Source organism: Actinosynnema sp. NPDC023587 (genome assembly GCF_040640215.1).
GTDB lineage: Bacteria > Actinomycetota > Actinomycetes > Mycobacteriales > Pseudonocardiaceae > Actinosynnema.
The window spans coordinates 151,519-167,360 of sequence record NZ_JBFABG010000005.1; the positions used below are offsets into that span (position 1 = coordinate 151,519).

A 15,842-nucleotide genomic window follows, 5' to 3' on the forward strand; every position below is an offset into this window, starting at 1 on the left:
GTGACCCTCGCCGTGCTCTCCGACGACCAGCGGCGCGCCCGGCTGGGCGCACGACATCTTCTCGCCGCCCCCGCCGCGACCGTGGAGGAGGTCGCCGACGCGGTGGTCGGCTTGCACGCCTCCGACCCCGCCTCGGTGTTCCTGTCCGCCCGCGCCCGCCTGGCCGAGCCGTCCGTCCAGGCCGTGGACGACGCGCTCTACCGGGACCGCAGCCTGGTGCGGCTGCTGTGCATGCGGCGCACGATGTTCGTCGTGACCGCCGCGTCCGCACCGGTCGTCACCGCCGCCGCCGCGCGGCAGGTCGCCGCCCGGGAGCGCGCCGGGCTGCTGAAGTACCTCGCCGAGGGCGTGGGCTGGGACGCGGCGCGGCTCGCCGAGGTCGAGCGGGCCGCGCTCGCCGCGCTGGCCGCCCGGGGCGAGGCCACCGCCGTCGAGCTCGGGCAGGACGTCCCGGCGCTGCTGGAGCAGGTGGTGGTCTCCCCCGGCAAGCCCTACGAGACGCGGCAGAACGTGTCCGGCCGCGTCCTGCGGGTGCTGGCCGCCGAGGGCCTGATGCGCCGAGGTCGCCCGCGCGGCACGTGGCTCAGCAGCCAGTTCCGGTGGGCTCCGGCCACCCCGTGGCCCGTGCTGGACGAGGCGGCGGCGCGGGCCGAGCTGGTGCGGCGGTGGCTCGCCGCCTACGGCCCCGGCACCGAGGCCGACCTGAAGTGGTGGACCGGGTGGGCGCTCGGCCCGGTCCGCAGGGCGCTCGCCGAGGTCGGCGCGCAGCAGGTGGCCCTGGCCGGGGGCACCGGGTACGTGCTGCCCGGCGACGTCGACGTGCCGGAGCCCGCGCCGTGGGTGGCGCTGCTGCCCGCCCTGGACCCGACCGCGATGGGCTGGCAGGCCCGCGACTGGTACCTCGCCCCGGAGCTGCGGCCCGCGCTGTTCGACTACTCCGGCAACGTCGGCCCCACCGCGTGGGCGGACGGGGTCGTCGTCGGCGGGTGGGCGCAGCGCGCGGACGGCGAGGTCGTCTGGAAACCCCTGGTCGACGTCGGTCGCGAGACGACCGCCGCGCTCGACCGCGAAGCCGCCCGGCTGACCGGGTGGATGGCCGGGACCCGCGTGGTGTCGCGGTTCCCCGCCCCGCTGGAGAAGGAGCTCATCCGATGATCACCGTGCGCCCGCTCGACGACGCCGGGCTGGAACGCCTGCTCGCCGTCGCCGCGACCGACACCGACCCGGCCGACGTGATGCCGCCCGGCTGGCGACCGGACCGCGCCGACGAGTTCCGCGCCTTCTACCGGGGCTTCCTGCGGCACGCCTACGAGATCACCGACGGCGACCGCACCGTGGGCATGATCCGGCTCACCGACGACGGCGAGACCGGCCTGTGGGTGGCCCGGTCGGCACGCGGCCGGGGCGTCGGCCTGACCGCGCTGTGCCAGGTCGTCCAGGAGGCACCGGGCCGGGGGATCACCACCGTCCGCGCCGAGACCACCACCGCCAACACCGCCGCCCTGGCCGTGCTCCGGCGGGTCGGCGCGGTGATCACCGCGACCGGCGACCGGGTGACCGCCGAGATCCGGGTGCCGGCCGAGCCGCCCACCGACCTCGCCGACCCCGCCCGCCTGGTGCTCGACTACCTGGACTTCTACCGCGACACGGTGCTGCGCAAGCTCGACGGCATGTCCGAGGAGGACCTGCGGACCAGCCGGGTGCCCTCCGGCTGGACCCCGCTCGTGCTGGTCAAGCACCTGGCCTACGTCGAACTGCGCTGGCTGCGGCTGCGCTTCGCCGGCGAGGAGGTGGTGAACCCGCGCGGCAACCCCGAGGTGCGCGACGCCGAGTGGGTGCTGGAAGAAGACGACACCGCCGAGGACATCCGGGCGTTCTACCTGGAGCAGTGCTCCCGCTCCCGCCGGATCGCGGCCTCCCACGACCTCGCCGACGTGGCGGAGTTCTGGGAGGACGTCCCCACCCTCCCGCCGCCCACGCTCGCGTGGATCCTGTTCCACCTGCTCCAGGAGTACGCCCGGCACGTCGGCCAGCTCGACGTGGTGCGCGAGCTCAGCGACGGGGTGACCGGGGCGTAGCCCGCCCCACCACCACCGTCGCGTCGACCTCGGCCGACCGCCGCACCTCCGCGTCGAACCCGGCCGCCCGGAACGCCGCCAGGGTGCCGGCGGCCAGCCGCTCGCCGGTCTCCACCAGCAGCGCACCGCCGGGCGCGAGCCACCCCGGGGCGTCCGCGACCACCCGCCGCTGCACGGCCAGCCCGTCGTGGCCGCCGTCCAGCGCCACCAGCGGCTCGTGGTCGCGCGCCTCGGGCGGCATGGTGCCGATCACCGAGGTCGGCACGTAGGGCGCGTTGGCCACCACCACGTCCACTCGGCCGCGCAACCGGTCCGGCAGCGCCGCGAACAGGTCGCCCTCGAACACCCGGGCCGGGTCCACGTTGCGCCGCGCGCACCGCACCGCCACCGGGTCCAGGTCCGCCGCGTACAGCTCCACCGCCGCCTCGGCGACCAGCGCCGCGCCGACCGCGCCCGACCCGCAGCACAGGTCCACCACCACCGCGCCCGGCCGCGCGACCGCCGCCGCGCACGCCACCAGGAACCCGGTCCGCCGGCGCGGCACGAACACGCCCGGCTCGACCGCGACCCGCAGCCCGCGGAACTCCGCCCACCCGAGCACCTGCTCCAGGGGCAGACCCGCCACCCGCCGCCGCACCAGCTCCGCCACCGCGCCGGGCGCACCGGCGGCGGCCAGCAGCAACCGGGCCTCGTCCTCGGCGAACACACAACCGGCGGCCCTCAGCCGCGCGACCACCAGGGGAAAATCGTCAACCGACAAGGGAACGCCTTCCGAACGTCCACGGGCGTCCGGCGCTCAGCGCGATTCCGGCACCGAGGGGGACGACCCGACCACCACCACGAAAATCGGTCCCACCTCCCCGCACCCGGACCCGACAGGCCCGGGAACCCTATCCCACCGACCGCGCGACGCTCGCCGCGATGCCGTCGAGCAGCACCCGCAGGCCCACCGCGAACGTCCGCTCGGCGTCGCGCTCCAGGTAGGGCGTGCGGTCGTCGGCGGCGGGCGGGTCGGCCTCACCGATCCACGCGGCCATCGGGTACCGCTCGTCCAGCCCCCCGGCGAACTCCTCCAGCAGCGGCGACCGGGTGAACCACCACTCTTCGTCGGACACCCCGGTCTCCCGCGCGGCCCGCCGGACGTCCGCGACCGCCCCGGCCGCGCCGCGCACGAACTGGGTGACCGCGCCGACCACCCCGCGCAGCTCGGCCGCGTCCAGCCCGGTCCCGCGCAGGATCCGCACCAGCGTCTCCAGCATCGCGAACTCGTGGGGCCCGAGCACCGGCCGCGCCTGCGACACCTGCAACACCCACGGGTGGCGCAGGTAGAACGCGCGCACGTCGGCCGCCCACGACGCCAGCGCCGGCCGCCACCCCGCGTCCGACGGGTACCCGCCGGGCAGCTCCCCCAGCACGTCGTCGTACATCAGGTCGACCAGCTCGGCCTTGTTCGGCACGTAGGTGTAGAGCGCCATCGCCGTGCGCCCCAGCCGCTCCCCCACCGCGCGCATCGACAGCGCCGCCATGCCGTGCTCGTCGGCGACCGCCACCGCGGCGCGCACGATGGCGTCGACGGTCAACCCCGGCTTCGGCCCCGGCCGGGCCGCCCCGCCCCCGGCCGAGCGCCACAGCAGCGACATCGACCGGCGCGCGTCCCCCTGTCCGGCGAAGACCACCACTTGCCACTCCTTACGCCATAAACTAATCTATCCGACTTTACGGCATAAACAAACCAGGGGGAAGTACGACATGGGCACCGCCGCCGACAGCCACGACATGATCCAGGTCCGGGGCGCTCGCGCGAACAACCTCAAGGACATCAGCGTCGACATCCCCAAGCGCCGCCTCACCGTCTTCACCGGCGTGTCCGGCTCCGGCAAGTCCTCGCTCGTGTTCGGCACCATCGCCGCCGAGTCGCAGCGCCTGATCAACGAGACCTACACCGCGTTCCTCCAGTCCTTCATGCCCAGCATCGGCCGGCCCGACGTCGACGGCCTGCGCAACCTCAGCGCCGCCATCGTCGTCGACCAGGAACGCATGGGAGCCAACTCCCGCAGCACCGTCGGCACCGCCACCGACGCCCACACCATGCTGCGCATCCTGTTCAGCCGCCTCGGCACACCCCACGTCGGCACCTCCGGCGCGTTCAGCTTCAACCTCCCCGAGGGCATGTGCGCCGAGTGCGAGGGGCTCGGCCGCGTCTCCACCATCGACCTCGACGAACTCGTCGACCGGGACAAGTCCCTCAACGAGGGCGCGATCAAGGTCCCCGGGTTCACCCCCGACAACTGGTACGTCCAGGTCTACGCCGCCTCCGGGTTCGTCGACCCCGACGCCAAGCTGCGCGACTACACCGACCAGCAGTGGGCCGACTTCCTGCACCGGGAGAACACCAAGGTCAAGGTCGGCAAGAACAACCTCAGCTACGAAGGTCTCGTGGTCAAGGTCCAGCGCCTCTACCTCGGCAAGGACCGCGAATCCCTCCAGGCCCACATCCGCGCCTTCGTCGACCGCGCCGTCACCTTCACCGCCTGCCCCTCCTGCGGCGGCGCGCGCCTCAACCAGGCCGCCCTGTCCTCCCGCATCGGCGACGCCAACATCGCCGACTGCTCCGCCATGCAGATCAGCGACCTCGCCGACTGGGTCGCCAAGATCGAGGACGAGTCCGTCGCACCCATGATCGCCGGCCTGCGCGACACCCTCGACTCCCTGGTCGAGATCGGCCTGGGCTACCTCAGCCTCGACCGCCAGTCCGCCACCCTCTCCGGCGGCGAGGCCCAGCGCGTCAAGATGGTCCGCCACCTCGGCTCCGCCCTCACCGACGTCACCTACGTCTTCGACGAACCCACCGTCGGCCTGCACCCCCACGACATCCAGCGGATGAACGACCTCCTCCTGCGCCTGCGCGACAAGGGCAACACCGTCCTGGTCGTCGAGCACAAGCCCGAGACCATCGAGATCGCCGACCACGTCGTCGACCTCGGCCCCGGCGCGGGCCGGCACGGCGGCGAGATCTGCTTCACCGGCGACGTCGCCGCCCTCCGCGCCGCCGACACCCCCACCGGCCGCCACCTCGACCACCGCGCCCGCCTGCGCCCCGAGACCCGCACCCCCACCGGGCAGCTCACCATCACCGACGCCACCCTGCACAACCTGCACAACGTCTCCGTCGACATCCCGCTCGGCGTGCTCACCGTCGTCACCGGCGTCGCCGGCTCCGGCAAGAGCTCCCTCATCCACGGCTCCGTGGCCACCCGCGACGACGTCGTCACCGTCGACCAGTCCGCCATCCGGGGCTCCCGGCGCAGCAACCCCGCCACCTACACCGGCCTGCTCGACGCCGTCCGCGCCGCCTTCGCCAAGGCCAACCGCGTCAAGCCCGCCCTGTTCAGCGCCAACTCCGAAGGCGCGTGCCCCGCCTGCAAGGGCCTCGGCGTCATCTACACCGACCTCGCCATGATGGCCGGCGTCGCCACCACCTGCGAGGAGTGCGGCGGCAAGCGGTTCACCGCCGAGGTCCTCGGCCACAAGCTGCGCGGCAAGGACATCAGCGAGGTCCTCGCCATGCCCGTCGCCGAAGCCCGCGACTTCTTCACCGAGAAGCAGGCCAGGACCGTCCTGGACCGGCTCGTCGACGTCGGCCTCGGCTACCTGTCCCTCGGCCAGCCCCTCAACACCCTCTCCGGCGGCGAGCGGCAGCGCCTCAAGCTCGCCATCCACATGGGCGAGAAGGCGTCGACCTACGTCCTCGACGAACCCACCACCGGCCTGCACCTGGCCGACGTGGACAAGCTCCTCGCCCTGCTCGACCGCCTCGTCGACGACGGCAACACCGTCATCGTCATCGAGCACCACCAGGCCGTCATGGCCCACGCCGACTGGATCATCGACCTGGGCCCCGGCGCGGGCCACGACGGCGGACGCGTCGTGTTCACCGGCTCGCCCGCCGACCTCGTCGCCGACGCCGATACCCTCACCGCCCGACACCTGCGCGCCTACGTCACCCGCCCCTGACCGGACCCGTGAGGAACACCCGAACCCGTGCCGCTCCTGCACGTCACCGCCGTCCACCCGGTCACGCCGCACGCCCTGCGCGTGCGGTTCACCGGTGACGGCCTCGACGACTTCACCACCTGGCCGGACCAGCAGCTCAAGCTGCTCTTCCCCCGGCCCGGCCACCAGGTCCCCGACCTGCCCGACACCCGGAACGACAAGTACGGCATGGGCTGGTACCAGGCCTACCGCGCGCTGCCCGAGGCCGAACGGCCCTGGCTGCGCAGCTACACCGTCCGCGCCCACCACCCCGACACCCGGGAGATCGACGTCGACTTCGTGCTGCACCCCGACGCCGGACCCGCCACCCGCTGGGCCGAGACCGCGAAACCCGGCGACACCCTGGGCCGCTACGGACCGTCGGCGGTCTACCGCAAACGCCTCGGCAGGTCCGACTGGCTGCTCCTCGCGGGCGACGAGACCGCGATCCCCGCCATCGCGACCCACCTCGCCGCACTCCCCGCCGGCCTCCCCGTCACCACCTACGTCGAGGTCCACGGTCCCGCCGACGAGCAGCACCTCGACACCGCCGCCGACCTCGACGCGCACTGGGTGCACCGCGCCGGCGTCCCCGCCGGTCGCGGCACGGCCCTGCTCGACGCCGTGCGCGCCGCCACCCTCCCCGAGGGCGTCGCCTTCGCCTGGCTCGCCGGCGAAGCGGGTGTGGTCCGCGCCCTGCGCCGCCACCTGATCGACGACCGGGGGGTCGACAAGCGCCGGATCGACTTCACCGGCTACTGGCGACTCGCCCTCGCCCAGGACGACGCACCCACCGACGACGACCTGGCCGAAGCCCAGGAACGCGTCGCGACCGACTGAGCGGACCGGGCGACCGCGTCCGGGCTGTGGGACGCGGTCGCCCCGCCGTGACGCGTCTTGGCGATCCTGGTGAGTTGGACCGGGCGTCGTGCGGGTCGATCACCAGGCGGAATGAATTCTTTTATTCCACACTGAAGTAATAAAGATCACTATTCCCCATATGATCAGCGGGCCGGCGGCCAAGGCGGACGTACCGCTCGTGAGGTAGGTTTTCGGGCGGGAGGCGCTCATGGCCGGACGTTCGACGCAGCCGGGGCGCGGGGTGATGGCGAAGGCGCTGGACGTGCTGACCGCGTTCGACGGCTCCCGCGACGGCCTCCCGCTCACCGACCTGGCCCGGCGCAGCGGCCTGCCGCTGTCCACCACGCGCCGGCTCGCCGAGGACCTCGTGGCCCAGGGCGTGCTGGAACGCCTCCCCGACCGCCGGTACGCGGTGGGCCGCAGGCTGTGGCGGCTCGGGCTGCTCGCGCGCGTGCAGGGCGACCTGCGGGACGTGGCCCAGCCGTTCCTCCAGGACGTCTACGAGGCGACGCGGGAGAACGTGCACCTGGCGGTGCGCGACGGCGGTGCCGCCCTGTACCTGGAACGCCTGCACGGGCGGTCGTCCGTGCCGCTGGTCAGCCGCGCGGGCAGCCGGTTGCCGCTGCACGCGACCGGGGTCGGCAAGGTGCTGCTGGCGCACGCGCCGCCGGAGGTCGTCGCCGACGTGGTGGCGGGCGCGGCGAAGGTGACGGCGTACACGATCACCGAGCCCGGCCGGCTGGCCCGCGAGCTGGCCGAGGTGCGGCGGCGCGGTTACGCCCGGACCGCGCAGGAGATGACGCTGGGCACCTGCTCGGTGGCGGTGCCCGTGGTCGACGCCGGAGGCGCGGTGGTCGCGTCGGTCGGCCTGGTGACGGCCACCCGCGCGGACCCGGTCCGGCACCTCGCCCCGCTCCGCGTCGCGGCCGGTGGCATCTCCCGCTCCCTGTGCTGACGGCCGGTCCGCCGGGGGTGCCGTCCGGACGGGTGCCGGCCAGGAGATTGCCACTCAGTGGCAGCGGGTGCTGTTCGTGACGCCGCCGCTCCAGCACGCTTCTCCCATGCGCACACAGGTCGCCATCGTCGGTGCCGGGCCGGCCGGGTTGTTGCTGTCCCACCTGCTCTCGCTGCGGGGCGTGGACTCGGTCGTGGTGGAGAACCGCTCGCGGGAGTACGTCGAGGCCCGGATCCGGGCCGGCGTGCTGGAGCAGGACACGGTGGACCTGCTGGTGGCGGCCGGGCTCGGGGACCGGTTGCGGGAGCACGGGATGCGGCACGACGGCATCCACCTCCAGTGGCCCGGCGAGCGGCACCGCATCGACTTCCGGGCGCTCACCGGGCGGTCGGTGTGGATCTACGGGCAGACCGAGGTGGTGAAGGACCTGCTGGGGGCGCGCGGCGACGCGGTGTGGTTCGAGGTGTCGGACACGGCGCTGCACGACGTCGACACCGATCGGCCGCGCCTGTCGTTCGTGGACGGCGACGGCGTGGCGCGGGTGGTGGAGGCGGACGTCGTGGTCGGCGCGGACGGCTTCCACGGCGTCAGCCGGCCGACCATCCCGGCGGGGCGGACGTGGGAGCGCGACTACCCGTACGCGTGGCTGGGAATCCTGGCCGAGGTGCCGCCGTCGACCGACGAGCTGATCTACGCCTGGCACCCGCGCGGGTTCGCGATGCACAGCATGCGGTCGCCGCGGTTGAGCAGGCTCTACCTCCAGGTGGACCCGGGCGAGCGGGTCGAGGACTGGTCGGACGACCGGATCTGGGACGAGCTCGGGGTGCGGCTGGGGCTGCCCGGCTGGTCGCTGGGCACCGGGCCGATCGTGGACAAGGGCGTCACGCCGATGCGGAGCTTCGTCAGCACGCCGATGCGGCACGGGCGGCTGTTCCTGGTCGGCGACGCCGCGCACATCGTGCCGCCGACCGGCGCGAAGGGGCTGAACCTGGCGGTGGCGGACGTGGCGGTGCTGACCGAGGCGCTGGGCGCGTTCTTCGCGGAGGGGCGGACCGACCTGCTCGACGGCTACGAGGAGCGGGCGTTGCGCCGGGTCTGGCGGTGCACGCACTTCTCGTGGTGGATGACCTCGATGCTGCACACGTCGGGCGACGAGCTGGACCGGCAGTTGCAACTGGCCCAACTGCGCTACGTCTGCTCCTCGGAAGCCGCCGCGACCAGCCTCGCGGAGAACTACGTCGGCCTGCCCCACGACACCGGCCGCACGCCCTGACACCGTGGTCAGCCGGCTTCGGCCAGGAGCTCGGGGCCGTGGCCGGCGAGGTTGGTGCCCTTGGGTGAGTACTGGCGCAGCAGCTAGCGGGTGGTGCGTTCGACCAGGGTGCCGATCGCGGAGCCGTTGTCCTCGCCGATGATCGGGTCGCCGTCCCGGTGGCCGGGGACGTCGCTGTCCGGCACGTCGTTGCGCGGAATGCGGCCGGCAGGCCCGGCGCGAGGCGTCGCCGCGCAGCGCCATGCCGTTGCGGCGGATCTCGCGGCTGACCGTGGACGGCGCGCGGCCGGTCGGCGATGTGGATGCGCTCCTCTTCGCCCAGCCAGCGGCCCGAGCCGGAGGCCGACACCCGCCTGAGCCGGCGCGCGGGGGCGTGTCCCGTCCCCACGCGCCGGGAGGGGTCACAGGCCGGCGGTGAACAGCAGGCGGTTGACCGTGCCGCCGGTCGTGCCGCCGCTGACCGCGTTCGGCGTGGCGTTGGCGTTGAGCCAGTTGTGGACGGTCGCCGGCGGCTGGTCGCCGTAGCGGGACTTGTAGAGCGCGGCGACGCCCGCGACGTGCGGGGTGGCCATGGAGGTGCCGCTCATGGAGCCGTTGCCGCCGCTGCGCAGGGTCGAGACGACCACGCCGCCGGGTGCGTAGAGGTCCACGCAGGCACCGGTGCTGGAGAACGACGAGCGGGCGTCGGTGCGCTCCGAGGAGGCGACCACCGTGGCGGTCTCCACCTTGCGGGGCAGCCGGTCGCAGGAGTCGCCGCCGGTGTTGCCCGCCGAGGTGGCCAGGAAGACGCCGGACGAGATCATGTTCCGGATCGCGGTCTCCAGGCCGGCGCTGGCCGGGTAGTTCCACGAGGTGTTGGCCACGGCGGGCTTCTGGGCGTTGCGGGTGACCCAGTCGATCGCGCCGATGGCGGCGCTGGTGGTGGTGCTGCCGGCGCAGTTCATCATCTTCACGCCGTGCAGCCGGACGCCCTTGGCCACGCCGTAGGACTTCGAGCCGATGATGCCGGCGACGTGCGTGCCGTGACCCTGGCAGTCGGTGTCGTTCGTGTCGACGGCGTTGTGGTCGAAGGTGGCCCGGCCGCCGTAGTCGGGGTGGTCTGGTGTGATGCCGGTGTCGATGACGTAGGCGTGCACGCCGGCACCGGTGGCGTGGTAGGTGAAGCCGGCCGACAGCGGCAGGGCCTTCTGGTCGATGCGGTCGAGGCCCCACGACGGCGGGTTGGCCTGGGTGATGTCGAGGGCGTCGGTGACGGCCACGTCCTGCTCGATGGCCCGCACCGACGGGTCGCGGCTGAGCGTGCGGAGCTGGGCCGGGGTGAGCTTCGCGGAGAACCCGGTGAACGCGGAGTCGTAGACGCGGGTCGGGGTGACGCCGGCCGCTGCGGCGGCGGTGGTCGCGCCGCGGGTCCGCCGGTCGAGGGTGACGATGTAACTCCCGGGGACGGGGGTGGCGGTCGCGGTGACCGCCGGGGTGGTGACCCGCACCTGGTGGGGCGCTGCGGACGCGACTCCCGCGGTGACGCCGGCCGTCGCGAGGACGGCGGCGAGCACAGCGGAGGTCGTGGGGAGAGGACGCACGGACGGCTCCTTCGGCGAACCCGGACGAGCGCGCCCCGGCGCAGGGTTGGCGGGGCGAACAGTCACTCGAACGGGTTCCACCCAGAAGCCTGACCAGCGGTTATGCCATGGTCAACAGGGGTCGGCCGATTGGCCGCGCGGTCCGTCACGCTCGGTGGACAAAACCGGCAACGGGCAAGGGCCGGACCCGTCTTGTGGCGGCTTGGCGGCGGCCGACCGGGTCATGGCGACGCCGACCAGCACCACGGCCATGCCGGCCACGACCCGGGGCGTCAGCGGCTCGCCGAGCACCAGAGCGCCGAGCCCGACCGACACGACGGGCAGCAGGTAGCCGACGGTGGCGGCGCTGGTGGCCCCCTCCTCCTCGATGATCCGGTAGTTCAGGACGAAGGTGAACCCGGTGCCGAAGATCCCGAGGACCACCACCGCGATCAACGCCGTGGGGTTCGGGTGGGCCGGACCGGACAGCGGCAGGCCGAGCGCGCTCAACCCGGTGGCGGCGGCGAGCTGGGACGCGGAGATCGCCATCGGCCCGGCCCGGCCGACCAGGGTGCGCCCCATGTAGGCGAACGCGAAGGCGTAGCTGGCCGCCGCGCCGAGCAGGGCGAGCGCGCCCCAACTGGCCAGGCCGTTGCGCTGCCACGGCGCGAAGATCAGCACGACGCCGGCGAAGCCGAGGACGAGTCCGCCGACGCGGACCGGGGTGAGCCGGCGTTCCGCGCGCAGGGCCAGGCCGATGAGCACCGACCACAGCGGGGTGGTGGCGTTCAGGACGCCCGCGACGCCGGAGTCCACGGTCTGCTGGCCGATGCCGAACAGCAGGAACGGCAGGGCGTTGCAGAACAGCGCCGCGACGACCAGGTGCCCCCAGGTCACCCGGTCGCGCGGCAGTCGCTGGCGGCCGAAGCCGGCGAGGACGAGCAGCACGGCCGTGCCGAGCGCGCACCTGATCACGGTGAGCTGGACGGGGGTCAGGCCGGTGAGGGCGAGCTTGATCCACAGGAAGACCGATCCCCACAACAGGGCCAGGAGTCCCATCCGCACCACGGAACGGTTCAGCACGCCTCCACCGTGCCCCACAGCTCTGTTTAAGAAAAGTGAATGATTGTTCACCTGCGTTAAGCAGAGCTTCATGGTTGAGGATGGGGGCATGCGCATCGTGTCCCTGCTGCCCGCCGCCACCGACCTGGTGGCCGAACTGGGGTTCGCCGGCTCGCTGGTCGGGCGGACCCACGAGTGCGACTGGCCCGCGTCGGTGGCGGCGGTGCCGGTGGTCACCTCGACCGGCGTCGACCAGGACCGGATGGGCAGCCGGGAGATCTCCGACGCGGTGCGCGGCGGGTCGCCGCACCGGGGGTCCTCGCTCTACGGGCTGGACGAGGCGCTGCTGGCCGACCTCGCGCCGGACCTGGTGCTGACCCAGGACCTGTGCGCGGTGTGCGCGGTGTCCTACCGGCGGGTGTCGGAGGCGGTGCGGGTGCTCGACGCCGGGCCTCGGGTGCTGAGCCTGGAGCCGGCCACGGTGGACGAGGTGCTGGACTGCCTGCGCCGGGTGGGCGACGTGCTGGGCGTGCCCGAGGTCGCGGCCCGCCGGGAAGCGGCGCTGCGGGACCGGCTGGCGGCGGTGCGCGCGGCGGTCGCCGACCGGGACCGGCCGCGAGTGGTGGCGATCGAGTGGCTGGACCCGGTGTGGCCGGCCGGGCACTGGGTGCCCGAGCAGATCGCGTGCGCGGGCGGGGAGCCGCTGCTCGCCGCGCCCGGCGAGCACACCTCGGCGGTGGCGTGGCAGGCCGTCGTGGACGCGCGGCCGGACGTGGTGCTGGTGCTGCCGTGCGGGTTCCCGCCGGACCGGACCGAAGCGGAACTGCACGTGCTGACCGCGCGCCCGGGGTGGGCCGCGCTGGGCGCGACGACGTGGGTGCTGGACGGGCCGTCGTACTTCAACCGGCCCGGCCCGAGGGTGGTGCGCGGCGCGGAGGTGTTGGCGCACGTGCTGCACGGGGTGCGGGTGGGCGCGCCGGTCGACCGCACGGAGGCCCGCCGGGTCGGGTGACTCCCCCGCCCGCCGAACCCGCCCGCCGAGCCCGCGCGTCGAACCCGCCCGCCAACACTGGCCGGTGGTCCGCACCGCCGTGTCCGGGCCGGAGCGGACCGGCCCGGACACGGCGGGAGGAGGTCAGCGGGTGTGGACCATGAGCGCGTCCACGCCGTGCACGATCGAAGCCGTGCGGTAGGTCGGCTTCTCCTCGGCGAAGCGCAGGTCCGGGAACCGGCGCAGCAGCGCCGGGTAGGCGGCGCGCAGCTCCAGGCGGGCCAGTTCCGCGCCGACGCAGCGGTGCGCGCCGTGCCCGAACGCCAGGTGCGTCGAGACCTTGCGGGCCGCGTCGAAGTCCATCCGGTCCAGGCCCTCGCGGTTGGCGGCGCTGAGCGAGACCGCCAGCACGTCGCCCTCCTTGATCTCGGTGTCGGCGATCACCAGGTCGCGCTTGGCGAACCGGGGGAACGCGACCTGCACCACGCTCAGGTGGCGCAACAACTCCTCCACCAGCGGAGCGGCGGCCTTGTCGTCGTCCTTCATCGCGGCCCGCGCGGCGGGGTCGCTCATCAGCACGATCGCACCGAGCGTGAGCATGCTCGCGGTGGTGTCGAACCCGCCGGTGAGCACGCCGTCGGCGAGACCGGCCAGCTCCGCGTCGGTCACGGCGTCGCCGTGCTCGCGGATGATCATGCCGATCAGCCCGTCGCCGGGGTCGCGGCGTTCCCGGCGGACGATCTTCTCCATGTACTTCAGCGATTCGGAGATCGCGCCCAGCGCCGAGTTCGCGCCGCCGAACAGGTCGAACCGGGCCACCGCGAGTTCCTGGAACCGGTCGCGGTCGGCGTAGGGCACGCCGAGCAGCTCGCAGATCGTCAGCGACGGGATCGGCAGCGCGAACTCCCGGACCAGGTCCACCGGCCCGTCGACGGCGGCCATCGCGTCCAGCCGCTCGGTGACGATCTCGTCGATCCTCGGCACCAGCCGCGACAGCCGGCGCATGGTGAACTCGGGCGTGAGCAGCTTGCGCAGCCGGGTGTGGTCGGGCGGATCGGCGAACCCGAGGCCACCTGGGGTCTGCTCGATGCCGACCGCCGCGCCGAGCCGCGCGTAGTCGTTGCTGAACGCATCTGTGTCGGAAAGCACTTTTTTCGCCTCGGGTTGGCCGGTGACCAACCACACCCGCACGCCGAACGGCACCGGCAGCCGGTGGATCGGACCGGCCTCCCTCATCCGCTCCAGCTCGACGCCCGGCTCCACCCCGTCCCGCTTCAACGGGACCAGCGCCCGGTCCGGGAGCAGCGACAACGCGCGCGAACCGACCCTCCCCATGAGCCAACGCGTGACCGAACGCCGTGCGACCCACGCCACCAAGCCGTCGCGCACCGACGCCAGAGTCGCCATTCCACACCCCTCTTCCCCAGGTTGATCTGATCGACGGTAACCGTAGGTACGCGTGAGGAGCATCGCGCCACAGGCGGATTGACACCTCAGGTCAGGTGACAGACGATCGGCTGCCGCGCCCGGTTCGGGGTGACGCCGGTCGGTACCCGGTGTCGACCCGCAACGGTAGCCCCCTCGCCGGGGCGGACCACACCGCCCGACGCGCGCGCACCGCTCCTGACAACCGTCGAGGTCAACGGGTCGGAGCCCGGGGGAGGTCGGTCACGGCTGCCCGGGGTTCGGCGGTGACCCCGCGCCCCCGGAAGGCTGTCGCCATGCCCACGAGACGGACCGCCGTCGCAGTCGCCGTCGCGCTGTCCGCGCTCCTCGCGGCACCCGCCGCCCAGGCCGCCCCGGTCACCGCGGCACCGGCCGAAGCCGCCGCCGGCTGGCTGTCCGGCCGACTCGTGGACGGCGAGCGGTTCGAGGCCGAGTTCGGCGGTGTCGTCTACCCCGACCAGGGCCTGACCATCGACGCGCTGCTCGCCTTCGACGCCGCCGGCGTGGCGCAGGACAGCGCCGCGAAGGCCCTGGCCTGGCTGAGCGAACCCGAGACCGTGGCCGGCTACACCAGCGACCCGCTGGGCGCGAAGTACGCCGGCTCGCACGCGAAGCTCGCCCTCGCCGTGCTCGCCCAGGGCGGCGACCCGACCAGCGTCGGCGGCGTGGACCTGATCGCCGGGCTCACCGCCCTCCAGACCGCGTCGGGCCGGTTCTCCGACACCTCGCGGGACGGCGACTTCAGCAACAACTTCTCCCAGTCGCTCGCGGTGATCACGCTGGCCCGGCACGGCGACGCGCCCGCCAAGGCGGTCGACTTCCTGGCCGGCACCGCGTGCCCGGACGGCGGATTCCCGCTCCAGATCGCCCAGCCGACCTGCACGTCGCAGGCGGACGCCACCGGGATGGCCGTCCAGGCGCTGCTCGCCGCCGGCCGCACCGCCGACGCCGCGAAGGGCCTGGGCTGGCTGACCGGGCGGCAGCTCGCCGACGGCGGCTTCCCCGACGACTCGCGGCCCGACCAGGGCGGCCGGGCCAACGCCAACAGCACCGGCCTGGCCGCGCAGGCGCTGCGCGTCGGCGGGCGGGACGCCGCCGCCGACCGCGCCGCCGACTACCTGACCGGTCTCCAGGTCGGGTGCGGCCACGCCGCCGCCGGGGCGATCGCCCAGGACGCCGGGGGCTTCGACGCCGCCACCGCCACCCGCGCCACCGCCCAGGCCGTGCTCGGCATCGTCGGCACCGGGCTCGCCGAGATCTCCTCGGCCGGCGACAAGCCCGCCGCGCCGGTCCTGGACTGCCCCACCGCGACCACGACCACGACGGTGACCACCACTGAGCCGACCACCACTGAGCCGACCACCACGACGGCCACGCCGCCGACCACGACCGCGCCGCCCGCCGAGGACACCGCGACGACCACGCCGACCCCGGTCGCCGGGTTCGTCGTGACGGGCTCGGGCACCCTGGCCCGCACCGGCGTGGAGGTCGCGCCGGCGCTGTGGATCGGCGCGCTGCTCGTCCTCGCCGGAGCGCTCACGCTGGTGGTGGCGCGCCGGCGGTTCGCGGCGGTGCGCCGGTGACC

13 protein-coding genes and 1 pseudogene are annotated in these 15,842 nt (G+C 73.9%); 8 read left to right on the top strand and 6 right to left on the bottom strand.

Annotated elements, in window-relative coordinates; genetic code table 11:
• Together AB0G01_RS16420 and AB0G01_RS16425 are read left to right on the top strand one after the other, a co-directional pair.
• Nucleotides 1-1,155: a winged helix DNA-binding domain-containing protein gene (locus tag AB0G01_RS16420; RefSeq protein ID WP_360945773.1), complete on the top strand. Its 1,155-nt coding sequence runs from the start codon at nucleotides 1-3 to the stop codon at nucleotides 1,153-1,155.
• A complete protein-coding gene (locus AB0G01_RS16425) occupies nucleotides 1,152-2,078 on the top strand; it encodes a GNAT family N-acetyltransferase (protein ID WP_360945776.1) in 927 nt (308 codons plus the stop codon). The genes AB0G01_RS16420 and AB0G01_RS16425 overlap by 4 nt, the downstream gene beginning before the upstream one ends.
• Here the strand turns inward: AB0G01_RS16425 and AB0G01_RS16430 are convergent.
• Nucleotides 2,053-2,838 carry a putative protein N(5)-glutamine methyltransferase gene (locus tag AB0G01_RS16430; RefSeq protein WP_360945778.1) on the bottom strand — a complete coding sequence of 262 codons (786 nt, stop codon included), beginning with the start codon at nucleotides 2,836-2,838 and terminating at the stop codon, nucleotides 2,053-2,055. The genes AB0G01_RS16425 and AB0G01_RS16430 overlap by 26 nt on opposite strands.
• Nucleotides 2,839-2,968: 130 nt before the next feature.
• Entirely contained in the window at nucleotides 2,969-3,757 is a 789-nt protein-coding gene (locus tag AB0G01_RS16435) for a TetR/AcrR family transcriptional regulator C-terminal domain-containing protein (RefSeq protein ID WP_360945781.1), read from the bottom strand.
• A gap of 70 nt (nucleotides 3,758-3,827) precedes the next feature.
• Between AB0G01_RS16435 and AB0G01_RS16440 the strand changes: the two genes are divergently transcribed.
• From AB0G01_RS16440 to AB0G01_RS16455, 4 genes are all read left to right on the top strand, one after another.
• Nucleotides 3,828-6,092, top strand: coding sequence for an excinuclease ABC subunit UvrA (locus tag AB0G01_RS16440; protein WP_360945784.1), 2,265 nt, complete (start codon nucleotides 3,828-3,830; stop codon nucleotides 6,090-6,092).
• A gap of 27 nt (nucleotides 6,093-6,119) precedes the next feature.
• Nucleotides 6,120-6,950: a siderophore-interacting protein gene (locus AB0G01_RS16445; RefSeq protein ID WP_360945787.1), complete on the top strand. Its 831-nt coding sequence runs from the start codon at nucleotides 6,120-6,122 to the stop codon at nucleotides 6,948-6,950.
• A gap of 229 nt (nucleotides 6,951-7,179) precedes the next feature.
• Nucleotides 7,180-7,926 carry an IclR family transcriptional regulator gene (locus AB0G01_RS16450; protein WP_360945790.1) on the top strand — a complete coding sequence of 249 codons (747 nt, stop codon included), beginning with the start codon at nucleotides 7,180-7,182 and terminating at the stop codon, nucleotides 7,924-7,926.
• Nucleotides 7,927-8,032: 106 nt separating this feature from the next.
• The gene (locus AB0G01_RS16455) at nucleotides 8,033-9,199 is read left to right on the top strand and encodes a 4-hydroxybenzoate 3-monooxygenase (protein WP_360945793.1); all 1,167 of its coding nucleotides are present in this window, start codon (nucleotides 8,033-8,035) and stop codon (nucleotides 9,197-9,199) included.
• A gap of 86 nt (nucleotides 9,200-9,285) precedes the next feature.
• Here AB0G01_RS16455 and AB0G01_RS16460 read toward each other — a convergent pair.
• The 3 genes and pseudogenes from AB0G01_RS16460 to AB0G01_RS16470 form a co-directional block, all read right to left on the bottom strand.
• A pseudogene (locus AB0G01_RS16460) lies at nucleotides 9,286-9,387 on the bottom strand (IS30 family transposase); the annotation flags it as partial.
• Between the two features lie 213 nt (nucleotides 9,388-9,600).
• On the bottom strand, nucleotides 9,601-10,779 hold the full coding sequence (locus AB0G01_RS16465) for a S8 family peptidase (protein WP_360945796.1): 1,179 nt from the start codon (nucleotides 10,777-10,779) through the stop codon (nucleotides 9,601-9,603).
• A gap of 111 nt (nucleotides 10,780-10,890) precedes the next feature.
• Nucleotides 10,891-11,817 carry a DMT family transporter gene (locus tag AB0G01_RS16470; protein ID WP_360946493.1) on the bottom strand — a complete coding sequence of 309 codons (927 nt, stop codon included), beginning with the start codon at nucleotides 11,815-11,817 and terminating at the stop codon, nucleotides 10,891-10,893.
• A 112-nt stretch (nucleotides 11,818-11,929) separates the two neighbouring features.
• Here AB0G01_RS16470 and AB0G01_RS16475 point away from each other — a divergent pair, with 112 nt between their 5' ends.
• A complete protein-coding gene (locus tag AB0G01_RS16475; protein WP_360945798.1) occupies nucleotides 11,930-12,832 on the top strand; it encodes an ABC transporter substrate-binding protein in 903 nt (300 codons plus the stop codon).
• A gap of 123 nt (nucleotides 12,833-12,955) precedes the next feature.
• Here AB0G01_RS16475 and AB0G01_RS16480 read toward each other — a convergent pair whose 3' ends face one another.
• The gene (locus AB0G01_RS16480) at nucleotides 12,956-14,146 is read right to left on the bottom strand and encodes a cytochrome P450 (RefSeq protein WP_360945801.1); all 1,191 of its coding nucleotides are present in this window, start codon (nucleotides 14,144-14,146) and stop codon (nucleotides 12,956-12,958) included.
• Nucleotides 14,147-14,532: 386 nt separating this feature from the next.
• Between AB0G01_RS16480 and AB0G01_RS16485 the strand changes: the two genes are divergently transcribed.
• A complete protein-coding gene (locus tag AB0G01_RS16485; RefSeq protein ID WP_360945804.1) occupies nucleotides 14,533-15,840 on the top strand; it encodes a prenyltransferase/squalene oxidase repeat-containing protein in 1,308 nt (435 codons plus the stop codon).
• The last annotated feature ends 2 nt before the right edge of the window (nucleotides 15,841-15,842 follow it).